Below are 16,281 nucleotides of genomic sequence, written 5' to 3'. Positions count from 1 at the left end.
TGGCTACGCGAGATCGGCCTTCACCATCGCCGCGATATCGTTGCCAAGCCGCACAGAGTAATTTGTGCCGCGGTCTTCCGGATAGATTTGGCTGGTGTTCGCCAGATAGAGTCCCGAGAGCGGTGTGCGGTGGTCGGGGAGGCGCTCACTGTAGTTCAGCGTGATGATCGGTTGCGCTGCCCGCTCCCGGAAGACCCAGTAGTTGCTGATCCAGCTCTTCTCGAACGACTTGTTGACCTTGCGCAGGTGCGGCAGATAAGCGTCGATCACGTCCGTGTCGGGCATCGTGAAGTACGGATTGTCTGGCTCGAGATACTTGCTCAAATAGACGTAATGTTTTCCGTTGTAGTTGCCCGGCGCGACGAAGTTCGTGTGCTCGATGATGGCCGTGAATGGCATCGATGGATCAGCGATATTCATCCAGTAAACATCCGAAAGCGCGCGATCCATTTCGAGCAGAACCACGACCGCCGCTTCGTAGTCGAGCGCCAGGAGCTTGGCGCGATAGTCCTCCGGCAGCTGCGGAGCCAGCTTCGCGAAGATGGGCGACGGAACAGACCCGATCACTGCATCAAACGTTTGGTCATCCTGGCCGTCGATCCTGACGATCCAGGAACCGTCCGCTGCTTGTTCGAGTTTCGAGGGACCGACGCCCGAAATCAACGTTGCTCCGGCGTTACGCGCCCCTTCGACGATCGCGTCGATGACCACATCGAAGCTGCCGATGGGATAGCCGAGCTTTTCTCCTTCGAGCGGCGAGCGTCTCGATGTGGTGCGCAGCCAGATCTTCCCCCAGAACCAAACCATGGCGATCTGGTCGGCGTAGCGTCCGAACTTCGCGTCCAGTTGCGCGCCGAACGTCCGAGAATAGGCGCGTTCGCCCATTGCCCGGGTGAGCCACTGCTTGGCGGTGACCTGTTCGTATGGTTTCCAGTTCTTGACTCGCTGCAGGTACGCCGTCACCAGTCCCACCCTGATGCGGTCATGGAAGGGGAGGATGGGTAGCGTCAGAAGGTCCTTCGCGCCATTGAGCGGATAGATCGTGCCATCCGCGAAGTAGCCGACATTCGAGGGAAGCCAGGCCAGCCGATCGCCAATACCGAGCTCCTGGATGAGTTCGGTGATCTGTGTGTCGCTTTGGAAGAGATGGTGATAGAAGTACTCGAGCTTGCCGCCTTCTACCTCGAACGCTCCGGCCTGTCCGCCGAATTTGGGCGCTCGCTCCCAAAGCGTGACCTCGTGTCCCGACTGCGCGAGTCGAAGGGCGGCCGTGAGCCCGGCAATCCCGCCGCCGACGATTGCAATCCGTTTCCGCTCGGTCATTCCGCTCGTCCTCTACTTCTCAAACAAAGAGCGGTCCGCATTGGCGAACCGCTCTCTGTGTGTCGCAAAGTGAAATCCTAGATGAAGAGTGGCGCCAGCACCAGCGTGATTGTCGCGAAGAGCTTGATCAACACATGGAGCGACGGGCCGGCAGTGTCCTTGAACGGGTCACCGACGGTATCACCCACGACCGCGGCATTGTGGGCGTCGGAGCCCTTGCCGAGGACGTTGCCGTTGTCATCCTTGAGATTGCCGGCTTCGATGTACTTCTTCGCGTTGTCCCAGGCGCCACCACCGTTGTTCAGGAAGAGCGCCATGAGCACGCCAGCAATGGTGCCGATCATGAGCAGTCCGGCAGCAGCTTCCCATCCCAGAGCCGTGCCAACCACTACCGGACCCGCGACGGCAAGTACGAGTCCGGCAGCACCATTTCGCGCAGCGCGGAGCGAACCGAGATATCGACGCAGCGTGCGTAGTCGGGCTGGGATGTGCCAGCGATGATGCCGGGGTCGGCTTTGAATTGGCGACGAACCTCTTCGATCATGTCGCCGGCGGCATTGCCGACCGCGCGAATGGCGAGCGAGGTGAAGAGGAACACGATCATCGCGCCGATGAGACCGCCAACGAAGACCTTCGGCTCGGCGACATTGACCACGCGCTCGACTTCATTGCCAACGCCCTTGAAGCGATTGACCTCTTCCAGGAAGGCCGAGAAGAGCAGGAATGCGGCCAGAGCGGCAGTTCCGACGGCGTAGCCCTTGGTGAGCGCCTTGGTGGTATTGCCCACCGAGTCCAGCGCATCGGTCACATCGCGGACCGACTCCGGCTGATCCGACATCTCGACGATACCGCCGGCGTTGTCGGTAATGGGTCCGAACGTGTCCATTGCCAGGATGTATGCGGCCGACATGAGCATACCCATGGTCGCCACCGCGGTGCCGAAAATGCCCGCGGAGACTGCTGCATCAGTCGGGAACTCGACAGAGTGGCCAATGGCATACGACGCGAGCAACGCGGCCGAAATGACGATCGCCGGAAGACCCGTGGTCTCCATACCGACCGAAAGACCAGAAATCATGTTGGTCGCGACGCCGCGCCGCGATTGTTCGGCGATCTCACGAACCGGTCGATAGGTTCCCGCGGTGTAGTACTGCGTGATGAAGAGGAACGCGATCGATGTCACGATCCCGATGACGCCGCAAACAGCGAACTGCCACTGCCCATAGGGGAGCACCCAGTAGCTGACAGCGAAGAGTCCCACCACAGCAAGCGCGGAGACGACATAGAAGCCCTTGTTCAGCTCGCCCATCGGGTCGGTGATGGCTCCCTTGGGACGGACCGACAGAAGGCCAATCAGCGAACAGATCACGCCGACAGCGCCGACGAGCAGCGGGAAGAAGATCCAGGCGATGTTGTCGTCACCGGAGCCGGAGGCCTTGGCCATAGAGGCGACACCGAGGACCATCGCGCCGATGAACTCGGCTGATGACGACTCGAACAGGTCGGCGCCGCGGCCAGCGCAGTCACCGACGTTGTCGCCGACGAGATCGGCGATCACTGCCGGGTTGCGCGGATCGTCTTCCGGAATGCCCGCTTCGAACTTGCCGACCAGGTCGGCGCCAACATCAGCAGCCTTGGTGTAAATACCGCCGCCAAGTTGGGCAAAGAGCGCCACAAAGCTGGCGCCAAACGCGAATCCGACGATCCAGTACGGCGTTTCCGCCACGGTCGGCAGCGCCTTCAGCGAACTGGTAGACGACCAGGTAGACACCCGCCACACCGAGGAGCGCCAGGGCAACCACCAGGAACCCGGACACTGCGCCACCGCGCAACGCGACGTTCATCGCGTCGGCCAGGCTCTTGCGAGCGCCCGCTGCGGTTCGGATGTTGGAGCGCACCGCCACATACATCCCGATGAACCCCGAGATGCCGGAAAGGGCGGCTCCAAAGAGGAACGAGATCGATGTCACCAGGGCCCGCGTGGACTGGTGATCGTTCTCGAAGAAGTAGACGAGGACGCCGAGCACCACGGCAACGACGATAGCGAGGAGCGCAATCGTCCGGTACTGACGCTTCAGATAGGCAAGCGCCCCTTCGAAGATGCGGTCGGAGATGTCCCGCATTTCCGGGGTGCCCGTATCCTTCCGCATCACATCGCGAGCAAGATAGATCGCGAAGATGATCGCTATGACGCCAATGATGATGACTGGCGCGAGATACGAACGAATATCGTCCAAGTTCCCCTCCTCGATTCCCGCATGCGCGAACCGGCTAGTGCCAAAAGCAGTTTCGCTCTACCGTGGTACACACAAAAGTGGCTCTTCGCGAGCAGAACCTTGCCGCTTCGAAGAGTCACTCACAGGCTGATGCAGCCGTTTCGCGTGGATTGTCCGCACCGTTTCTCCTCCCGGCGCGACCACGAAGTTTACCACCGTCGTCGGGTTGTGCCGTCTCCACAATCAGGACGTCGCAATCGGAACTGCATTACCGAGATGGTGCGACGGCAGGAGCACCGCGCTTGCGGGACTCGCGCCACTTCCGAAAGTCATGCTCTTCCCAGGACACGAGGATCTGGGCGGCGTTGAAGATCGATGAGTAGGTGCCGCTGATGACGCCGATGAGCAATGCCAGAACAAAGGTGCGGGTCGATTCGCCGCCAAAGAGGAAGAGCGCCAGCAGCGTGAACACAACCGTCAGCGAGGTGTTGACCGAACGCACGATCGTTTGGGCGAGACTGTAGTTCACGATGCCTTCGAATGTGGGATCGGATTGCCGGGCGAGATTCTCCCGGATACGGTCAAAGACCACGATGGTGTCGTGCACCGAGAATCCAATGATGGTCAGAATCGCGGTGACGAAGAGCGCGTCGACCTGCACACCGAACAACCATCCAAGGATCGAGAAGACGCCGAGCACCAGGAAGACATCGTGCAGCATGCCGATGATTGCCGCGGCGCCGTAATGCAGCGGACGTTGAGTGTTTCGGAACGCGAACGCGATATAGGCCAGGATACCCAGCGACGCCACAGCAATCGCCAGGATCGAGCGAGTGGCAACCTGATCGCTCACGGACGATCCCACCGTCGAGATCTGCAGTTCTGTGAACGGCCCGATCTGGTCTGTCAGCGCTTCGGTAAGCTGGGTCTTGAGTTCAGATGGAGTCGCCATCTCCTCCATGCGGATGATGGCGACATTGTCCGTGCCACCGTCTTCCGACGACGTCTGGACGACCGAATCGTCGACGCCGTACTGAGCGAGCACGTTCTTGACTTCCTCGGTCGAAACCGACTTGTCGAACTGAATCTCCCAGATCGTTCCGCCGGTGAAATCGATCCCAAGGTCGAGCCCGTTGATGATCAGCGAAACGAGCCCCGGGAGGATGATGATGATCGAGAGGAGATACCACCATTTGCGATACGTCGCGAGATGTTCGATCACGATCTGCTTCCCCTAGTCCGCGGCGCTCGAGCTGGCCACCGACTTGCGCGTGGTGCCAAGCCACCAGGTGTTGTGAATGCGGGTCGAACTGAGCACGAGGCGCAGGAAGGTGCGCGTGACGGTGTACGCGGTGAACATACTCACCGCGACGCCGATGAAGAGCGTCAGTGCGAACCCGGTGATGATGGTGGCGCCAGTGTATTGGCCGAACCAATAGAGGATTGCGGCGGTAATCATCGACGTAATGTTCGAGTCGCGAATCGACGGCCAGGCATGCGCAAAGCCGTTCTCGACCGCTTGGGATGCCGGTCTACCGAGCCGTAACTCCTCTTTTAGTCTCGAGAAGATGAGGATGTTTGCGTCGACCGCCATACCGATCGACAAGACGAAACCGGCGATGCCCGCAAGCGTCAAGGTGACCGGAATGAGTTTGAACAACGCGAGCACCAGCAGCGTGTAGATCCCGAGCGCAATCACGGACAGGAATCCCGGCAGGCGGTAGTAAATGATCATGAACAGGGCAACGGTGCCGAGTCCGATGATGGCCGCAGTGAGACTCTTGTCGATCGAATCCTGACCGAGCGAAGGGCCAACAACACGGCTCTGGACGACTTCGAGCGGAACCGCCAACGCTCCTGCCTTCAGCTGGACCACCAGGTTGTCGACATCGGCCGGAGCGATGCCCTCGATTTGCCCCTGATCGGAAATGGCTCCGTTGATGACCGGGGAGGAAATGACGGTCTTGTCGATGACGATCGACATCGGACGGCCGATGTTCTGGCTGGTGAAGTCGTAGAACCGGTCAGCAGCGTCTCCGTTCAGTTCGAAGCCGACGACCACCTGACCCAACGGACCAGTCGCGCGGTAGGCGTCCTTGAGATCGGACCCGGAGATGATGGTTTGGAACACCGGCCCATCAGCCGCGGTGTCGTCCATCGATGCTACTGGAGAAGCCTCTGGCGATGCGACTGGGGATCCGTCCACGGCTGTGGGGGAACCCGGCGTAGTGCTCGACGCGGAACCAAGCGTGGTGTTGACGATCGTTCCGGCCGGGAGCACCTGGCCGTTCGTGTCGATGATCTCGAGCAATGCGGTCTGGCGCACGACCTCGACAGCTTCTTCCGGGTCGGTGACGCCGGGAAGCTCGACGATGATCTGATTATTGCCACGAGTCTGAACCAGCGGTTCGCTGACCCCCAAACCGCCAACTCGCCGTTCGATGGTGTCACGCGTGCCGGACAGCGTGTCCGAATCCAGCTTCTGGCCCTCGGCCGGACGTGCTTCCAGCAATACCTGGACGCCGCCTTGCAGGTCCAGTCCTTCCTGGATCGGGTGGTCCGCCTTGAACGAGCCGACGTCGAGATCTTCGCCGGGGAGCGCGACCCAACCCGCGAAGAGGGTGAGGACGACGATGAATGCGAGTGTTATCCAGGGAGAGATTTTCAACGATGGCACTCCAGTCGCGGCGCGGGGATCAGGTCTCTCGGCACTGCGCGCGACCAAAATAAAGACCCCGTACATCGCAGGGGCCGCTCTGCCGGAGTATAGGGCGTGGCGCGAAGGACGGTCAATCGACTATCTGGCGGTTGGTGAACACCTCGTGCGCGTCGAGGTAGAGACCATTCGCCTCGATATAGCGTTGCACGGCATGTGGGACGAGGTAGTCGATTGGGAGCGCTTGCGACACACGGTGGCGCACTTCGGTCGAGGAGATCTCGATTAGCGGAATATCGACAAAGGTCGTCTGCACGCGCGTTGGAGGAAGCGCACGCGCGAGTTCCACCTCATCGAATGTGCTTTTCGGCCGCAACCCCACCAGAAGATCGGCGTGGTCAAATAGTCTCATTGGCTCATGCCAGCGAGGAAGATCGCGATAGGAGTCGCTTCCCATCAAGAAGTAGATCTTCGCTCCCGGATTCTGCGCCGCCAAAATCGCGAGGGTATCGGCCGAGTAGTGGGGTCCTTCTCGGTCGAGATCAACCGTGGTCATCTCGAAACGCGGATCGGGATCGATAGCACGGAGCAACATTTCGATCCGGTCCGAAACGGGTGAGACGCGCCGGTCCTTGTGCGGGGGATCGGCGGCGGGAGCAAACAGCAATCGATCCAACCCGGCTCCGCTCACAGCATAAGACGCCAGAATCAGGTGGCCGTGATGGATGGGGTCGAACGTGCCCCCGAAGAAGCCGATTTTCGGTGTGCGGTCGCTCATATGCGCGTCGACCGCAAGCAGACCAGTCTGTAAGGGGCGCTGGTATAGTTGGCCGGCGTCGGAGCAGATTCGATGGAGAGAGGTTTGCGTTGTTCGACTACCACGTCCACACCGAGTTTTCGGTCGATTGCGCCACGGCCATGGCGACCTCCTGCGTTGCAGCGATCGATGCCGGCATCACTGAGATCGCATTCACCGATCACATCGATCACCAGCCGAGTGACTTTGGCTTCGGATACTACCGTATCGACGACTATTTTCGGGCGCTCGATGATGTGCGGGCGGAGTTTGGCGATCGTCTGACAATCCTTGCCGGCGCGGAGATCGACTTCCATACCGACACGTACGACGCGGTAGAACAATGGGTGAACGCCAATCTCGAACGATATGACTTCACGATCGGCTCAGTTCACTACGCCAGCGACGGTCGTCTGATCTATCCGCCGCTCTATGACGAAATGACGCTCGACGAGGTGTTCACGGCATACCTGCAGGAAATCGAGACCGCGGTGCGCACCGGTTGGTTCTGTTCGATTGGTCACCTGGACATCCCGAAACGCTATTTGCCCAAGCGCTATCGAATGTACGAACCGGCAGATATTCGTGACCGTTTGCAGCCGGTTTTCCAGGCCATGATCGACTCGAATGTCGGTTTCGAGATCAACACGTCTGGCATTCGGCAGGCCCCCAAGACGAGCATGCCTGGACCAACGATCGTTCGCTGGTATGCGGATGCGGGCGGCACTCGTATCACCACGGGTACCGATTCCCACACAGAGCGCACGATCGGCGCGGGTGTGCCACTGACGCTCGAGATGCTGCGACTCTGCGGTGTGCCCGCCGTCATGTCCTTTCGGGAGCGCCAGGGAACTCCGGTGCCAATCGATCAGCTCCTGGCGCGTGGCGCCGCCTGACAATCATGCGATCGCAGGGGGGCAATCGCTCGAATCAGTCCGGTCTTGGGGACCGGCTGCCTGATTGGGAAGACGATTGGAAACCCCAGACGTGGAAACCACCGGCTGAGGCTGACGAGTACGACGCGGCCGGAAATCGGCGCCCTCGCATTAGCCGGGCAGCCGTTCGGGCTGCCCAGCAGCCCCGCATCGATCGAAGGCGGGAACAACTCCTCCTGGCAGTCTCCCCGGCGGTCACCGGACTGCTTGCCCTCTTGCTTTGGTTTCTGTCGCCATTGCCGGGAGCCGGGTCGATGCCATTGGCATTCATCGTTCTGGCCGCGGTCCAGGTGGTCGGATTCCTGGTGACGCGGGACGATCGGCCTGATGCGTTGGCCAAGCCATGGACGATTCACCTGGCTGCCTCGATCGGGTTGCTCCCAATGTTGGCCATCCAGGTCGCGCTCATTCGTGAACCATATGTCTCGATCGAAAGCGGTTCCGCGATTCCGGCTGTCCTGGCGACCCTGCTGGTGATCTTTTTTTCGTTCGCGCTCGCGGTCGTTTCCGCCGCCCGATTCTGGTCGCGGCCGGATCAAGCGTCACGTGTCTTCTTGCCGGTCGCGCTCCTGATTCCCCAAGCTGTTGGGGAGCGCGAGCAGATTGGCGTTGAGCAGGCGCTCGGCATCGTGGCGATGGCAATGCTCCTTGGCGCCGTGGCGACGGCGATATCGTCCTATGTCGGGGTGGGAATCCGCCTGCTCATCCCACCGGCTGTGCTTGCGCTGCAAATCCTGATTCTTTGGGTTGCCGACCGGGGTCCGGTTTTTCACCCAACCAGCGGTGGCATCGTCCGTTTTCTCTACATCCTGATGTTGGCGACCGCGGTCGTGCTGGTTGTCAGCGTGCCGATTTTTGCAGTTTGGTTGCGCCGCTGGGCGCCGCCAGGGGCGACCGGCGCCGCGTCTGTGCGATCGCGGTAGCAGGAACGAAAATGGCCGGGCGAGCTGCATGCTCACCCGGCCGTTCAGACACGACGTTAGCTGATCGCCTTGCCGTTCAGGGACGCATTCTCCTCGGATCGATCTGTCGAGGGGTCACTGACCGCGACCGATACGACGACCTCGTTCGGTTTCGGTTTCATGACGGTCACACCCTGGGTGGCACGCCCAATGAGCGAGATTTGTGACGCCGGCATGCGAATGACCTGACCGCTCGAACTGATGAGCATGACGGTCTGGTCCGGCCGAACCATCTGCGCTCCCACCAGGTCGCCAGTCTTCTCGGTGCGTTTCATTGCGGTTACGCCCTTTCCGCCTCGCTTCTGAAGCGGGAAGTGCTTGAGCGCGGTTCGCTTGCCGAATCCGTTGGCGGAAATCACGAGCAGGTCTGAACCCTCGGACGAGACCTCCGACGCAATCACCATGTCGCCTTCTTCCAGACGAATTCCGCGCACTCCAGCGGCGGGGCGACCCATCGGCCGGACGTCCTCTTCCGAGAAGCGGATCGCCTGCCCGAGCTTGGTCGAGAGCACGACGTCATCGCTACCGGAACTTACCCGCACCCAAACGAGCTCGTCCCCTTCCTCGAGACCGATCGCGATCAACCCGTTGGATCGCACGGCCTTGAACTGGTCGAGCGACACACGTTTCACCGTTCCCTTGCGGGTCGTGAAGAAGAGGTAACTCGCCGATGAAAAGTCGCGAATGTTGAGGAACGTCGTGACGGTTTCATCCGGAAGCATGCTCACGATGTTGACGATCGGGAGACCCTTGGCCGTGCGGCCGGCATCGGGCAGCTCGTGGACCTTCACCTGATAGACCTTGCCACGGTTTGTAAAGACAAGCAGGGAGTCCATGGTGTTCGCAGCCAGGATGTGTTGCACGCCGTCCTCGTCGCGCATGGTCAGGCCGGTAACACCTTTGCCGCCCCGGCGTTGAGTGCGATAGACATCGGCCGGGATTCGCTTGACATAGCCGCGATTGGTCATCGTGACCAGCACATCGACTTCCGGGATCAAGTCTTCGACACTTAGATCGGACGACACATCCTGGATGATCGTGCGGCGCTCGTCGCCGTACTTCTCCTTGAGATATGCCAGGTCCTGCTTGATCGCGGCCAGAACTTTCTGCGGGTCGGCGAGCAGCGCTTCCAGCTCCGCAATGATCGCCATGACCTCTTTGTACTCGTCTTCGATCTTCTGGCGCTCGAGACCGGCCAGGCGCGCCAATCGCATATCGAGAATGGCGTTGGCCTGTATTTCGGTGAATCCAAAGCCGCTCATCAGGTTGGACCGAGCTTCTTCGGTCGTTCCTGAGGCGCGAATCGTGGCAATGATCTGATCGATGGAGTCGAGCGCCTTGAGCAGCCCTTCGAGGATATGAGCGCGGCGACGGGCGCGCTCCAGCTCGTACTCCGCTCTGCGGACGACGACCTCTTGCCGGTGGCCGATGTACTCCTGAAGCGCGCGTCGCAGGCTGAGAATACGTGGCTGGGATCCTCGCTCCACCAGCGCCAGCATATTGACGCCAAACGATTGCTGCAGCGAGGTGTGCTTGAAGAGGTTGTTGAGCACCTTGAGCGGCTGTGCATCGCGTTTGAGCTCGATGACCATTCGCATTCCGGTACGGTCGGACTCGTCACGCAGGTCGCTGATCCCGTCGAGCTTGCCGTCCTTCACCAGTTCGGCAATGCGCTCGAGCAAGAGGGCTTTGTTGACCTGGTAGGGGAGCTCGGTAACGATGATCTGGAAACGATTGCCGCGCGCCGACTCTTCGACGAATGCTTTGGCGCGGATGACGACGCGACCTCGGCCAGTCGCATAGGCAGCGCGGATGCCTTCAGTGCCGAGAATGGTCCCTCCGGTAGGGAAGTCGGGACCTGGCACGTGTTCCATGAGCTCATCGACGGACGCATCCGGATTGTCGATGAGATGTGAAATGGCATCGCACAGTTCGCCAAGGTTATGCGGCGGAATATTGGTCGCCATGCCCACGGCAATACCGGCCGAACCGTTGAGCAGCAGGTTTGGTAGCCGCCCGGGAAGAACTGTCGGCTCTTCCATGGAGGCATCGTAATTGGGTTTGAAGTCGACGGTGTTCTTGTCGATATCGAGCAGCAGCTCGTCGGAAATGAGCGACAGCCGCGATTCGGTGTAGCGCATCGCCGCCGCGCCATCGCCATCGACCGAGCCGAAGTTGCCTTGCCCATCGATGAGGGGATAGCGAAGATTGAACGGCTGCGCCATGCGGACGAGCGTGTCGTAGACGGCATCGTCACTGTGGGGGTGGTAGTTCTTGAGCACCTCACCAACGGTACCGGCACTCTTGCGGTAGCGCTGGGTCGAGCGCATCCCCATTTCCCACATCGCATAGAGGACGCGGCGGTGAACTGGTTTGAGGCCGTCGCGGGCATCGGGAAGCGCGCGCTGAACGATGACGCTCATTGCGTAGTCGAGATATGACTGCCGCACTTCGGTATCGATGTTCGCTACGCGAACGTTTCCAATATCCACGAATCAGGGATCCTTTTCAGAGTAGATCGCAGTCAAAATGACCCTGAATTCTACCATTTTCCTGGCGTAATTTCGAGTGTTCGTACAAGTCAGATTCCGCGTGATTGCTGACGATTTCCATCGATCTCGTGGCGAGAACGCCAGACAAGAAACGCCGACTGACGAGGCAGAGCAAAGCTGACTGACAGGTCGGTCGAGCGACAAGAAAACGGGTCGCCCTCTCGTGAAGGCGACCCGTACCAGTTGGATCCTGTTGCGCGCGACTACCCTGCGACGAGCTGGTACCCGCAATTGGTGCAGAACTTCGCTCCTGGGGTCACAGGTGTGCCGCAGTTCGGGCAGAAGTTGAGCTGGCCCTGCGCTCCGCCAGGCGCCGCCGCCGCAGCGCCGCCCTGGTTTCCGCTCTGGCTCTGCTTGATCGCGTCGGCCATCGCCTGACCCATGGCCATGCCAGCGCCCAGGCCAACGCCTGTTGCCGCTGCGCCACCGCCGCTGGGGTTCTGTGCGGCGTCGCGCATCGCTTGCGCGGCCTGAAACTGGGTGAAGGCGCCCATGTCGCCAATCGCGCCCATGCCAGAGCGCTGGTCGATCATCGCGGCAACTTCTTCCGGCGGAGTGATGGCCTCCACCTGGAAGGTCACCAGCTCGAGACCGATGCGGTCGAAGTCGTCGCTCAGTGACGCGCGAGAGACCGAATTGAGGTCGGTCATCATGCCGGGTAGATCGGTGAGCGTGCTCTTCATATCCCCGAGGATGTCGTTGAAGTTGCTCACGATGATCGAGCGCAGGAAGTCCTCGATGTTCGCGATCGAGTATCCCCCGCGTGTGCCGACGATGTAGTTCACGAAGAGCGTGGGATTCGTGACGCGGATCGAGAACGTGCCGAACGCGCGCAGGCGCACCATGCCGAGCTGCGTGTCGGAGAAGGTCATTGGGGTCGGTGTGCCCCATTTCAGTCCGGTGAACTCACGGGACGAAACGAAAAAGACCTCGGCCGTAAACGGTGATTTGCCGCCGAATGGCGCACCGATGATGCTGCCCAGGAGCGGGATGTTGTTGGTCGAGAGCGTGTGCCGTCCGGGGCCGAAGGTATCGAGCGCTTTGCCGTCCCGGACGAAAACCGCAGTCTGGTTCTCCCGAACGACAAGTTGGGATCCAAGGCGGAACTCGCCAGAGCCGCTTTCTGGCACACGCCGGACGATCTCGTCTGGCCGCTCATCTGTCCACTGAACCAGGTCCAAAACTGCCAATGTAGCTACTCCTGTCGAAAGCGAATCGACACGTGCAAAGGGGTGCTAGCCTTCAGATTCGAGCGAAGCGGGGAGCTCGGCAGCCGCCGCGTTGCCGGCCTTGAGCGCCGCCAGGCGCTCCTCGATGTCCGCGTCGTAGTCGAGTTCCTCGAACTGCGCATCGATCGAGTCGTCCTGCATTTCGAGCATGGCGGCGGTTCTGGCTTCCTGATTCCGGATCTTGCGCTCCATGCGGTCGAGATCGGACGTGGGATCCATCGACGAGAAATCCGTGCCAGAAAGCGATTCCGCGATCTGTGCCTGGGCGCGAGCGCGCTTCTGGCGGGCAATGAGCGAATCGCGCTGGCTGCGCGTCTGATCGTACTTGGCCTCCAGCTGGGAAAGTTGGCTCTTTAGCTTCGCGACGGCCTGGTTCTGGAGCTCGAGTTGCTGCTCGTAGAGCGCGGCATTGTCGCCATAGTCTTTCTGTCGGCGCAACGCTTCACGGGCCAGGTCGTCTTTCCCGGCGTCGACGGCGCGCTGCGCCTTTTCGCCCCATGCGTCGGCCAGTTTCCGCGTTTCGTTGCGCTCGAACTCGAGCTCTTTTTCTTGCGCAATCATGGCTGCGACCTGCTTGCGAGCGTCGCCGATGTTCGACTCCATGTCGCGCAGGATCTGGTCGATCATGATCTCCGGGTCTTCGGCCTGATCGAGCAAATCATTGACATTGGCGCGCACAAGGCGTGACACGCGATCGATAACTCCCATTGATGATTCCTCCGTTTTCGTTGCAGTGGCGCGTGGCTGCTCTCACGCGGATTGCAGACCGATTGTTTCGCGCCGAAATCAATTATCTCACTTGGCCCGATAGGTTTCGATATCGTCGGGATGCACGTCGGTCGCGGTGAAGTTCTGTACCGCGCCATCGATATCGAGTTGCACGACACTGGAATCTGCCGATGTGCCGGTGCGGATCACTCCTGGGCCGCTTCGGCTGCGTTCGTTCGGCACAGTGACCTTCGCCTTGCCAATCGTCTCCGACCATGCCACCCCTGCTGGCTCGCTGGCAGCCAATAGGCGTCGGGGCGACGTCGCCGGGTCAGTGGACAGCCAGAGCCACATCTGCGGCTTGTTGTCCAGCCGAATAAAGCGCTCGGTGCCGGCGGAGGTGTCGACATCGATGATCGCCTCGATCAGATGGTCGTCACCCATGATCGACATGGCGTCGCCCAGGCTGAGCTCCGGAAGCTCGACACGCTCAGGCGCCTTGGCCTCCCCGTCGTCGAAGGCCTTCTCGGTTGCTGGTGCGGGCTTGACCTCTTTCACCGGCTTGACCGGCCGGCCCTTGTCGATGACATTGCCGCGAAGCGAGAGGCTCGCTTTCAGTTCCGCGATCTGCGCGGTTACCGCTGCGGCCGCTCCGTCCTCGCCGGCTTCGATGGCGTCCACCCCTGTGTCGAGGGCAGTCGCCTTGACCAGCAATCCTTCGTCGAAGAGCCGCAGTTGCGCCAGCGCGATGTCATCGACGGGACGGTCGGAGAAGAGACCGCCATAGCCATAGCTGAGCGACTGAACCAGGTTCGCCGCGTTGCGAAGACCTTGCACGACCGGCTCGAGTTCGTTCACCTGCGTCACGTTTCGCGCCGCGGCGGCGGTGCGCTGAATCGATTCGACCCGGGTTGCATCCTGGTTCAGCTGGCGAGCAATTTCATTGCGAAGCACGCGATCGGAATCACGTGCTTGTTCCTTGCTCTTGTAACCGGTGTAGCCATGAATTCTGCCGAGCATCGATTCGGCGCTGTCTTCATAGTTCTCGGCGAACTCGTTCGTCCGACCGACCGCATCATCGACCGCGCCCTTGACCGTATCGGTCCCGCTGCTCACGCTTTCCTTGATCCAGTTTTCGAACTGATCGGCTTTTGCTTCGGCCTTCAACATGGTTTCTCGAAACCAACTCATTGTTCCCGCTCCTTGATTGGTCGCTTGGCGACCATACTATCCGATGCTCAGGAAAGGAAGATCTGCGCTCCGCAATAGGGGCACGTGACCACTCCCTTTCCTGCAAGCTCCAGCTTTCCGCCGCAATTGGGACAGAACTGCGCGCCTTGCAGTTTGGATGCGTCGACGGAATACAGCATGCCCTTGTTCCAGTCGACGTAGCCACTGAACAGACCGCGACCGACGAGCTCGTTCAAGTCCTTCTCGACCTGGTCTCGGGTCGAATGCATCTCGAGCACGAGATCCGAGATAGAGACCTGTCCGCGCGTCGAGACAATGTTGAGCAGTTGACGCTGCTGATCCACCTTCGCCATCTGCTTTTCTTCCAGCGATCCCTTGCGAGTGAAGAATACGCCTCCCGCAACGAGGGGAATCACAACTGCGCCAAGCAGCAGCACCAGACCGAAAATGGCGGCAGTTCGGTCGAGCTTGTCCTCGTTCATTGCAGAGACCAGCCACGCGCCACCGGCGATCCCCAGGATCGCTCCCGCCGCGATCATGCCCAGTCCAACCATTTTTCCCGATGAGCTCATCGCATACCTCGATCGAACCAACGAGCGCCGTTTCGCTCAGGAGGAATTGTCGCGAACTTCACGCAAGAACGCGAGTGTCTGTAGCGCGCAATTTTGCCATGTGAACATTGCCGACCGTTCCCGACCCCGTGAGACTGCGCTCCTGCGCCAGTTCTCATCGTCAAGCGCGCGCGCCAACGCACCGGCAATTCGGTGGGCATCGCACGGATCGACCAGTATCCCTGCGTCGCCGCAAAGCTCAGGCAGTGACGACCGATTTGCCGCGACCACTGGAGTTCCGCACGCCATCGATTCGAGCACGGGTAGTCCGAAACCTTCGTAGAGCGAAACGAACGCCGTCACGGACGCGGCGGAGTAGAGCGTTGGGAGATCGGCATCGCCAACGTACCCGACGTGCCGGATTCTCGTGGAGAATGGGCTGCGTCGCGCTCGATCGAGAATCTCGTCGCCTCGCCATCCTGGTCGACCGCACAGCACGAGGACCAGCTCAGGATCGTCTCCAGCCAGAATCTCGAACGCCTGGATCAGTCTCAGGAGATTCTTGCGGGGGTGAATTGTTCCGACAGCGAGTATGTATCGCTGTGGCAGCTCGAGGGAAGCTCGAAGCCGATCGATAGCCACAGGGTCGGCGGGGGAGAACGCTGGCGAGATCCCATGCGGAATCACGGCGATCTTCTCCTGTGGAATATCGAGCAGTTCGACGAGATCGCGTCGGGTGGACTCCGAGACAGCGATGATTCCGGTCGCCGCATGACAGTTCCAACGCGTGGTCCATTCCAGTTGCTTACGGTGAAATGGTTCGTGACTCTCCGGTTCGATGAGATATCCGAGATCGTGCACGGTTACGACCGAAACAGGATGCACCGGGGGAATGACATGTGAGGGGACAAAGAGGAGATCGGGTGGATTCCGGCGCATCTCGAGCGAGAGGTTGCGCAAGGTCCAGAAACGCGGTCCCGGAATACAGACTGCCTCCCCGGGGAAGCTCACGTTCTGGGGTGGCGTGGATCGGTTGAAGTAGACGCGGACGTCGTCAGACGGATCGAGTTCGGCAAGCGCGCCGAGCAATTCGATGGCATACCGTTCGGTGCCGGTCGGTTGACCGACCGTTGCCCGGCTTCCGTCGATGCCGATGCTGCGC

15 protein-coding genes are annotated in these 16,281 nt (G+C 60.5%); 2 read left to right on the top strand and 13 right to left on the bottom strand.

Going from position 1 to position 16,281, the window contains the following annotated elements; genetic code table 11:
• Positions 1-3: 3 nt before the first annotated feature.
• The 7 genes from R2855_09255 to nadD form a co-directional block, all read right to left on the bottom strand.
• Positions 4-1,323, bottom strand: a complete 1,320-nt coding sequence (locus R2855_09255; GenBank protein ID MEZ4531204.1) for an NAD(P)/FAD-dependent oxidoreductase — start codon at positions 1,321-1,323, stop codon at positions 4-6.
• Between the two features lie 77 nt (positions 1,324-1,400).
• Positions 1,401-1,712, bottom strand: coding sequence for a sodium/proton-translocating pyrophosphatase (locus tag R2855_09250; protein ID MEZ4531203.1), 312 nt, complete (start codon positions 1,710-1,712; stop codon positions 1,401-1,403).
• Positions 1,712-3,049: a sodium/proton-translocating pyrophosphatase gene (locus tag R2855_09245; protein ID MEZ4531202.1), complete on the bottom strand. Its 1,338-nt coding sequence runs from the start codon at positions 3,047-3,049 to the stop codon at positions 1,712-1,714. The genes R2855_09250 and R2855_09245 overlap by 1 nt, the downstream gene beginning before the upstream one ends.
• A complete protein-coding gene (locus tag R2855_09240; GenBank protein ID MEZ4531201.1) occupies positions 2,949-3,560 on the bottom strand; it encodes a sodium/proton-translocating pyrophosphatase in 612 nt (203 codons plus the stop codon). The genes R2855_09245 and R2855_09240 overlap by 101 nt, the downstream gene beginning before the upstream one ends.
• Before the next feature lie 247 nt (positions 3,561-3,807).
• Positions 3,808-4,761: a protein translocase subunit SecF gene (gene secF, locus R2855_09235; GenBank protein ID MEZ4531200.1), complete on the bottom strand. Its 954-nt coding sequence runs from the start codon at positions 4,759-4,761 to the stop codon at positions 3,808-3,810.
• A 12-nt stretch (positions 4,762-4,773) separates the two neighbouring features.
• Positions 4,774-6,207, bottom strand: a complete 1,434-nt coding sequence (secD, locus tag R2855_09230; GenBank protein MEZ4531199.1) for a protein translocase subunit SecD — start codon at positions 6,205-6,207, stop codon at positions 4,774-4,776.
• A 121-nt stretch (positions 6,208-6,328) separates the two neighbouring features.
• Entirely contained in the window at positions 6,329-6,973 is a 645-nt protein-coding gene (gene nadD, locus R2855_09225; GenBank protein ID MEZ4531198.1) for a nicotinate-nucleotide adenylyltransferase, read from the bottom strand.
• 89 nt (positions 6,974-7,062) lie between these two features.
• Here nadD and R2855_09220 point away from each other — a divergent pair, with 89 nt between their 5' ends.
• Positions 7,063-7,887 carry a histidinol-phosphatase HisJ family protein gene (locus R2855_09220; protein MEZ4531197.1) on the top strand — a complete coding sequence of 275 codons (825 nt, stop codon included), beginning with the start codon at positions 7,063-7,065 and terminating at the stop codon, positions 7,885-7,887.
• 5 nt (positions 7,888-7,892) lie between these two features.
• The gene (locus R2855_09215; protein MEZ4531196.1) at positions 7,893-8,849 is read left to right on the top strand and encodes a hypothetical protein; all 957 of its coding nucleotides are present in this window, start codon (positions 7,893-7,895) and stop codon (positions 8,847-8,849) included.
• A 56-nt stretch (positions 8,850-8,905) separates the two neighbouring features.
• Here the strand turns inward: R2855_09215 and gyrA are convergent, their stop codons facing one another.
• From gyrA to R2855_09185, 6 genes are all read right to left on the bottom strand, one after another.
• A complete protein-coding gene (gyrA, locus tag R2855_09210) occupies positions 8,906-11,380 on the bottom strand; it encodes a DNA gyrase subunit A (GenBank protein ID MEZ4531195.1) in 2,475 nt (824 codons plus the stop codon).
• A gap of 263 nt (positions 11,381-11,643) precedes the next feature.
• Positions 11,644-12,630, bottom strand: a complete 987-nt coding sequence (locus tag R2855_09205) for an SPFH domain-containing protein (protein MEZ4531194.1) — start codon at positions 12,628-12,630, stop codon at positions 11,644-11,646.
• Between the two features lie 45 nt (positions 12,631-12,675).
• Positions 12,676-13,377, bottom strand: a complete 702-nt coding sequence (locus R2855_09200) for a PspA/IM30 family protein (GenBank protein ID MEZ4531193.1) — start codon at positions 13,375-13,377, stop codon at positions 12,676-12,678.
• Positions 13,378-13,464: 87 nt separating this feature from the next.
• Positions 13,465-14,568 carry a hypothetical protein gene (locus R2855_09195; GenBank protein ID MEZ4531192.1) on the bottom strand — a complete coding sequence of 368 codons (1,104 nt, stop codon included), beginning with the start codon at positions 14,566-14,568 and terminating at the stop codon, positions 13,465-13,467.
• 47 nt (positions 14,569-14,615) lie between these two features.
• Positions 14,616-15,140, bottom strand: a complete 525-nt coding sequence (locus R2855_09190; GenBank protein MEZ4531191.1) for a hypothetical protein — start codon at positions 15,138-15,140, stop codon at positions 14,616-14,618.
• Positions 15,141-15,176: 36 nt separating this feature from the next.
• The gene (locus tag R2855_09185) at positions 15,177-16,268 is read right to left on the bottom strand and encodes a glycosyltransferase family 1 protein (protein MEZ4531190.1); all 1,092 of its coding nucleotides are present in this window, start codon (positions 16,266-16,268) and stop codon (positions 15,177-15,179) included.
• Positions 16,269-16,281 lie beyond the last annotated feature (13 nt).

This window comes from Thermomicrobiales bacterium (genome assembly GCA_041390825.1).
Taxonomy (GTDB): domain Bacteria; phylum Chloroflexota; class Chloroflexia; order Thermomicrobiales; family UBA6265; genus JAMLHN01.
The sequence above is the reverse complement of the archived record's forward strand: the minus strand, read 5'-3'. Positions and strand labels throughout refer to the sequence as shown.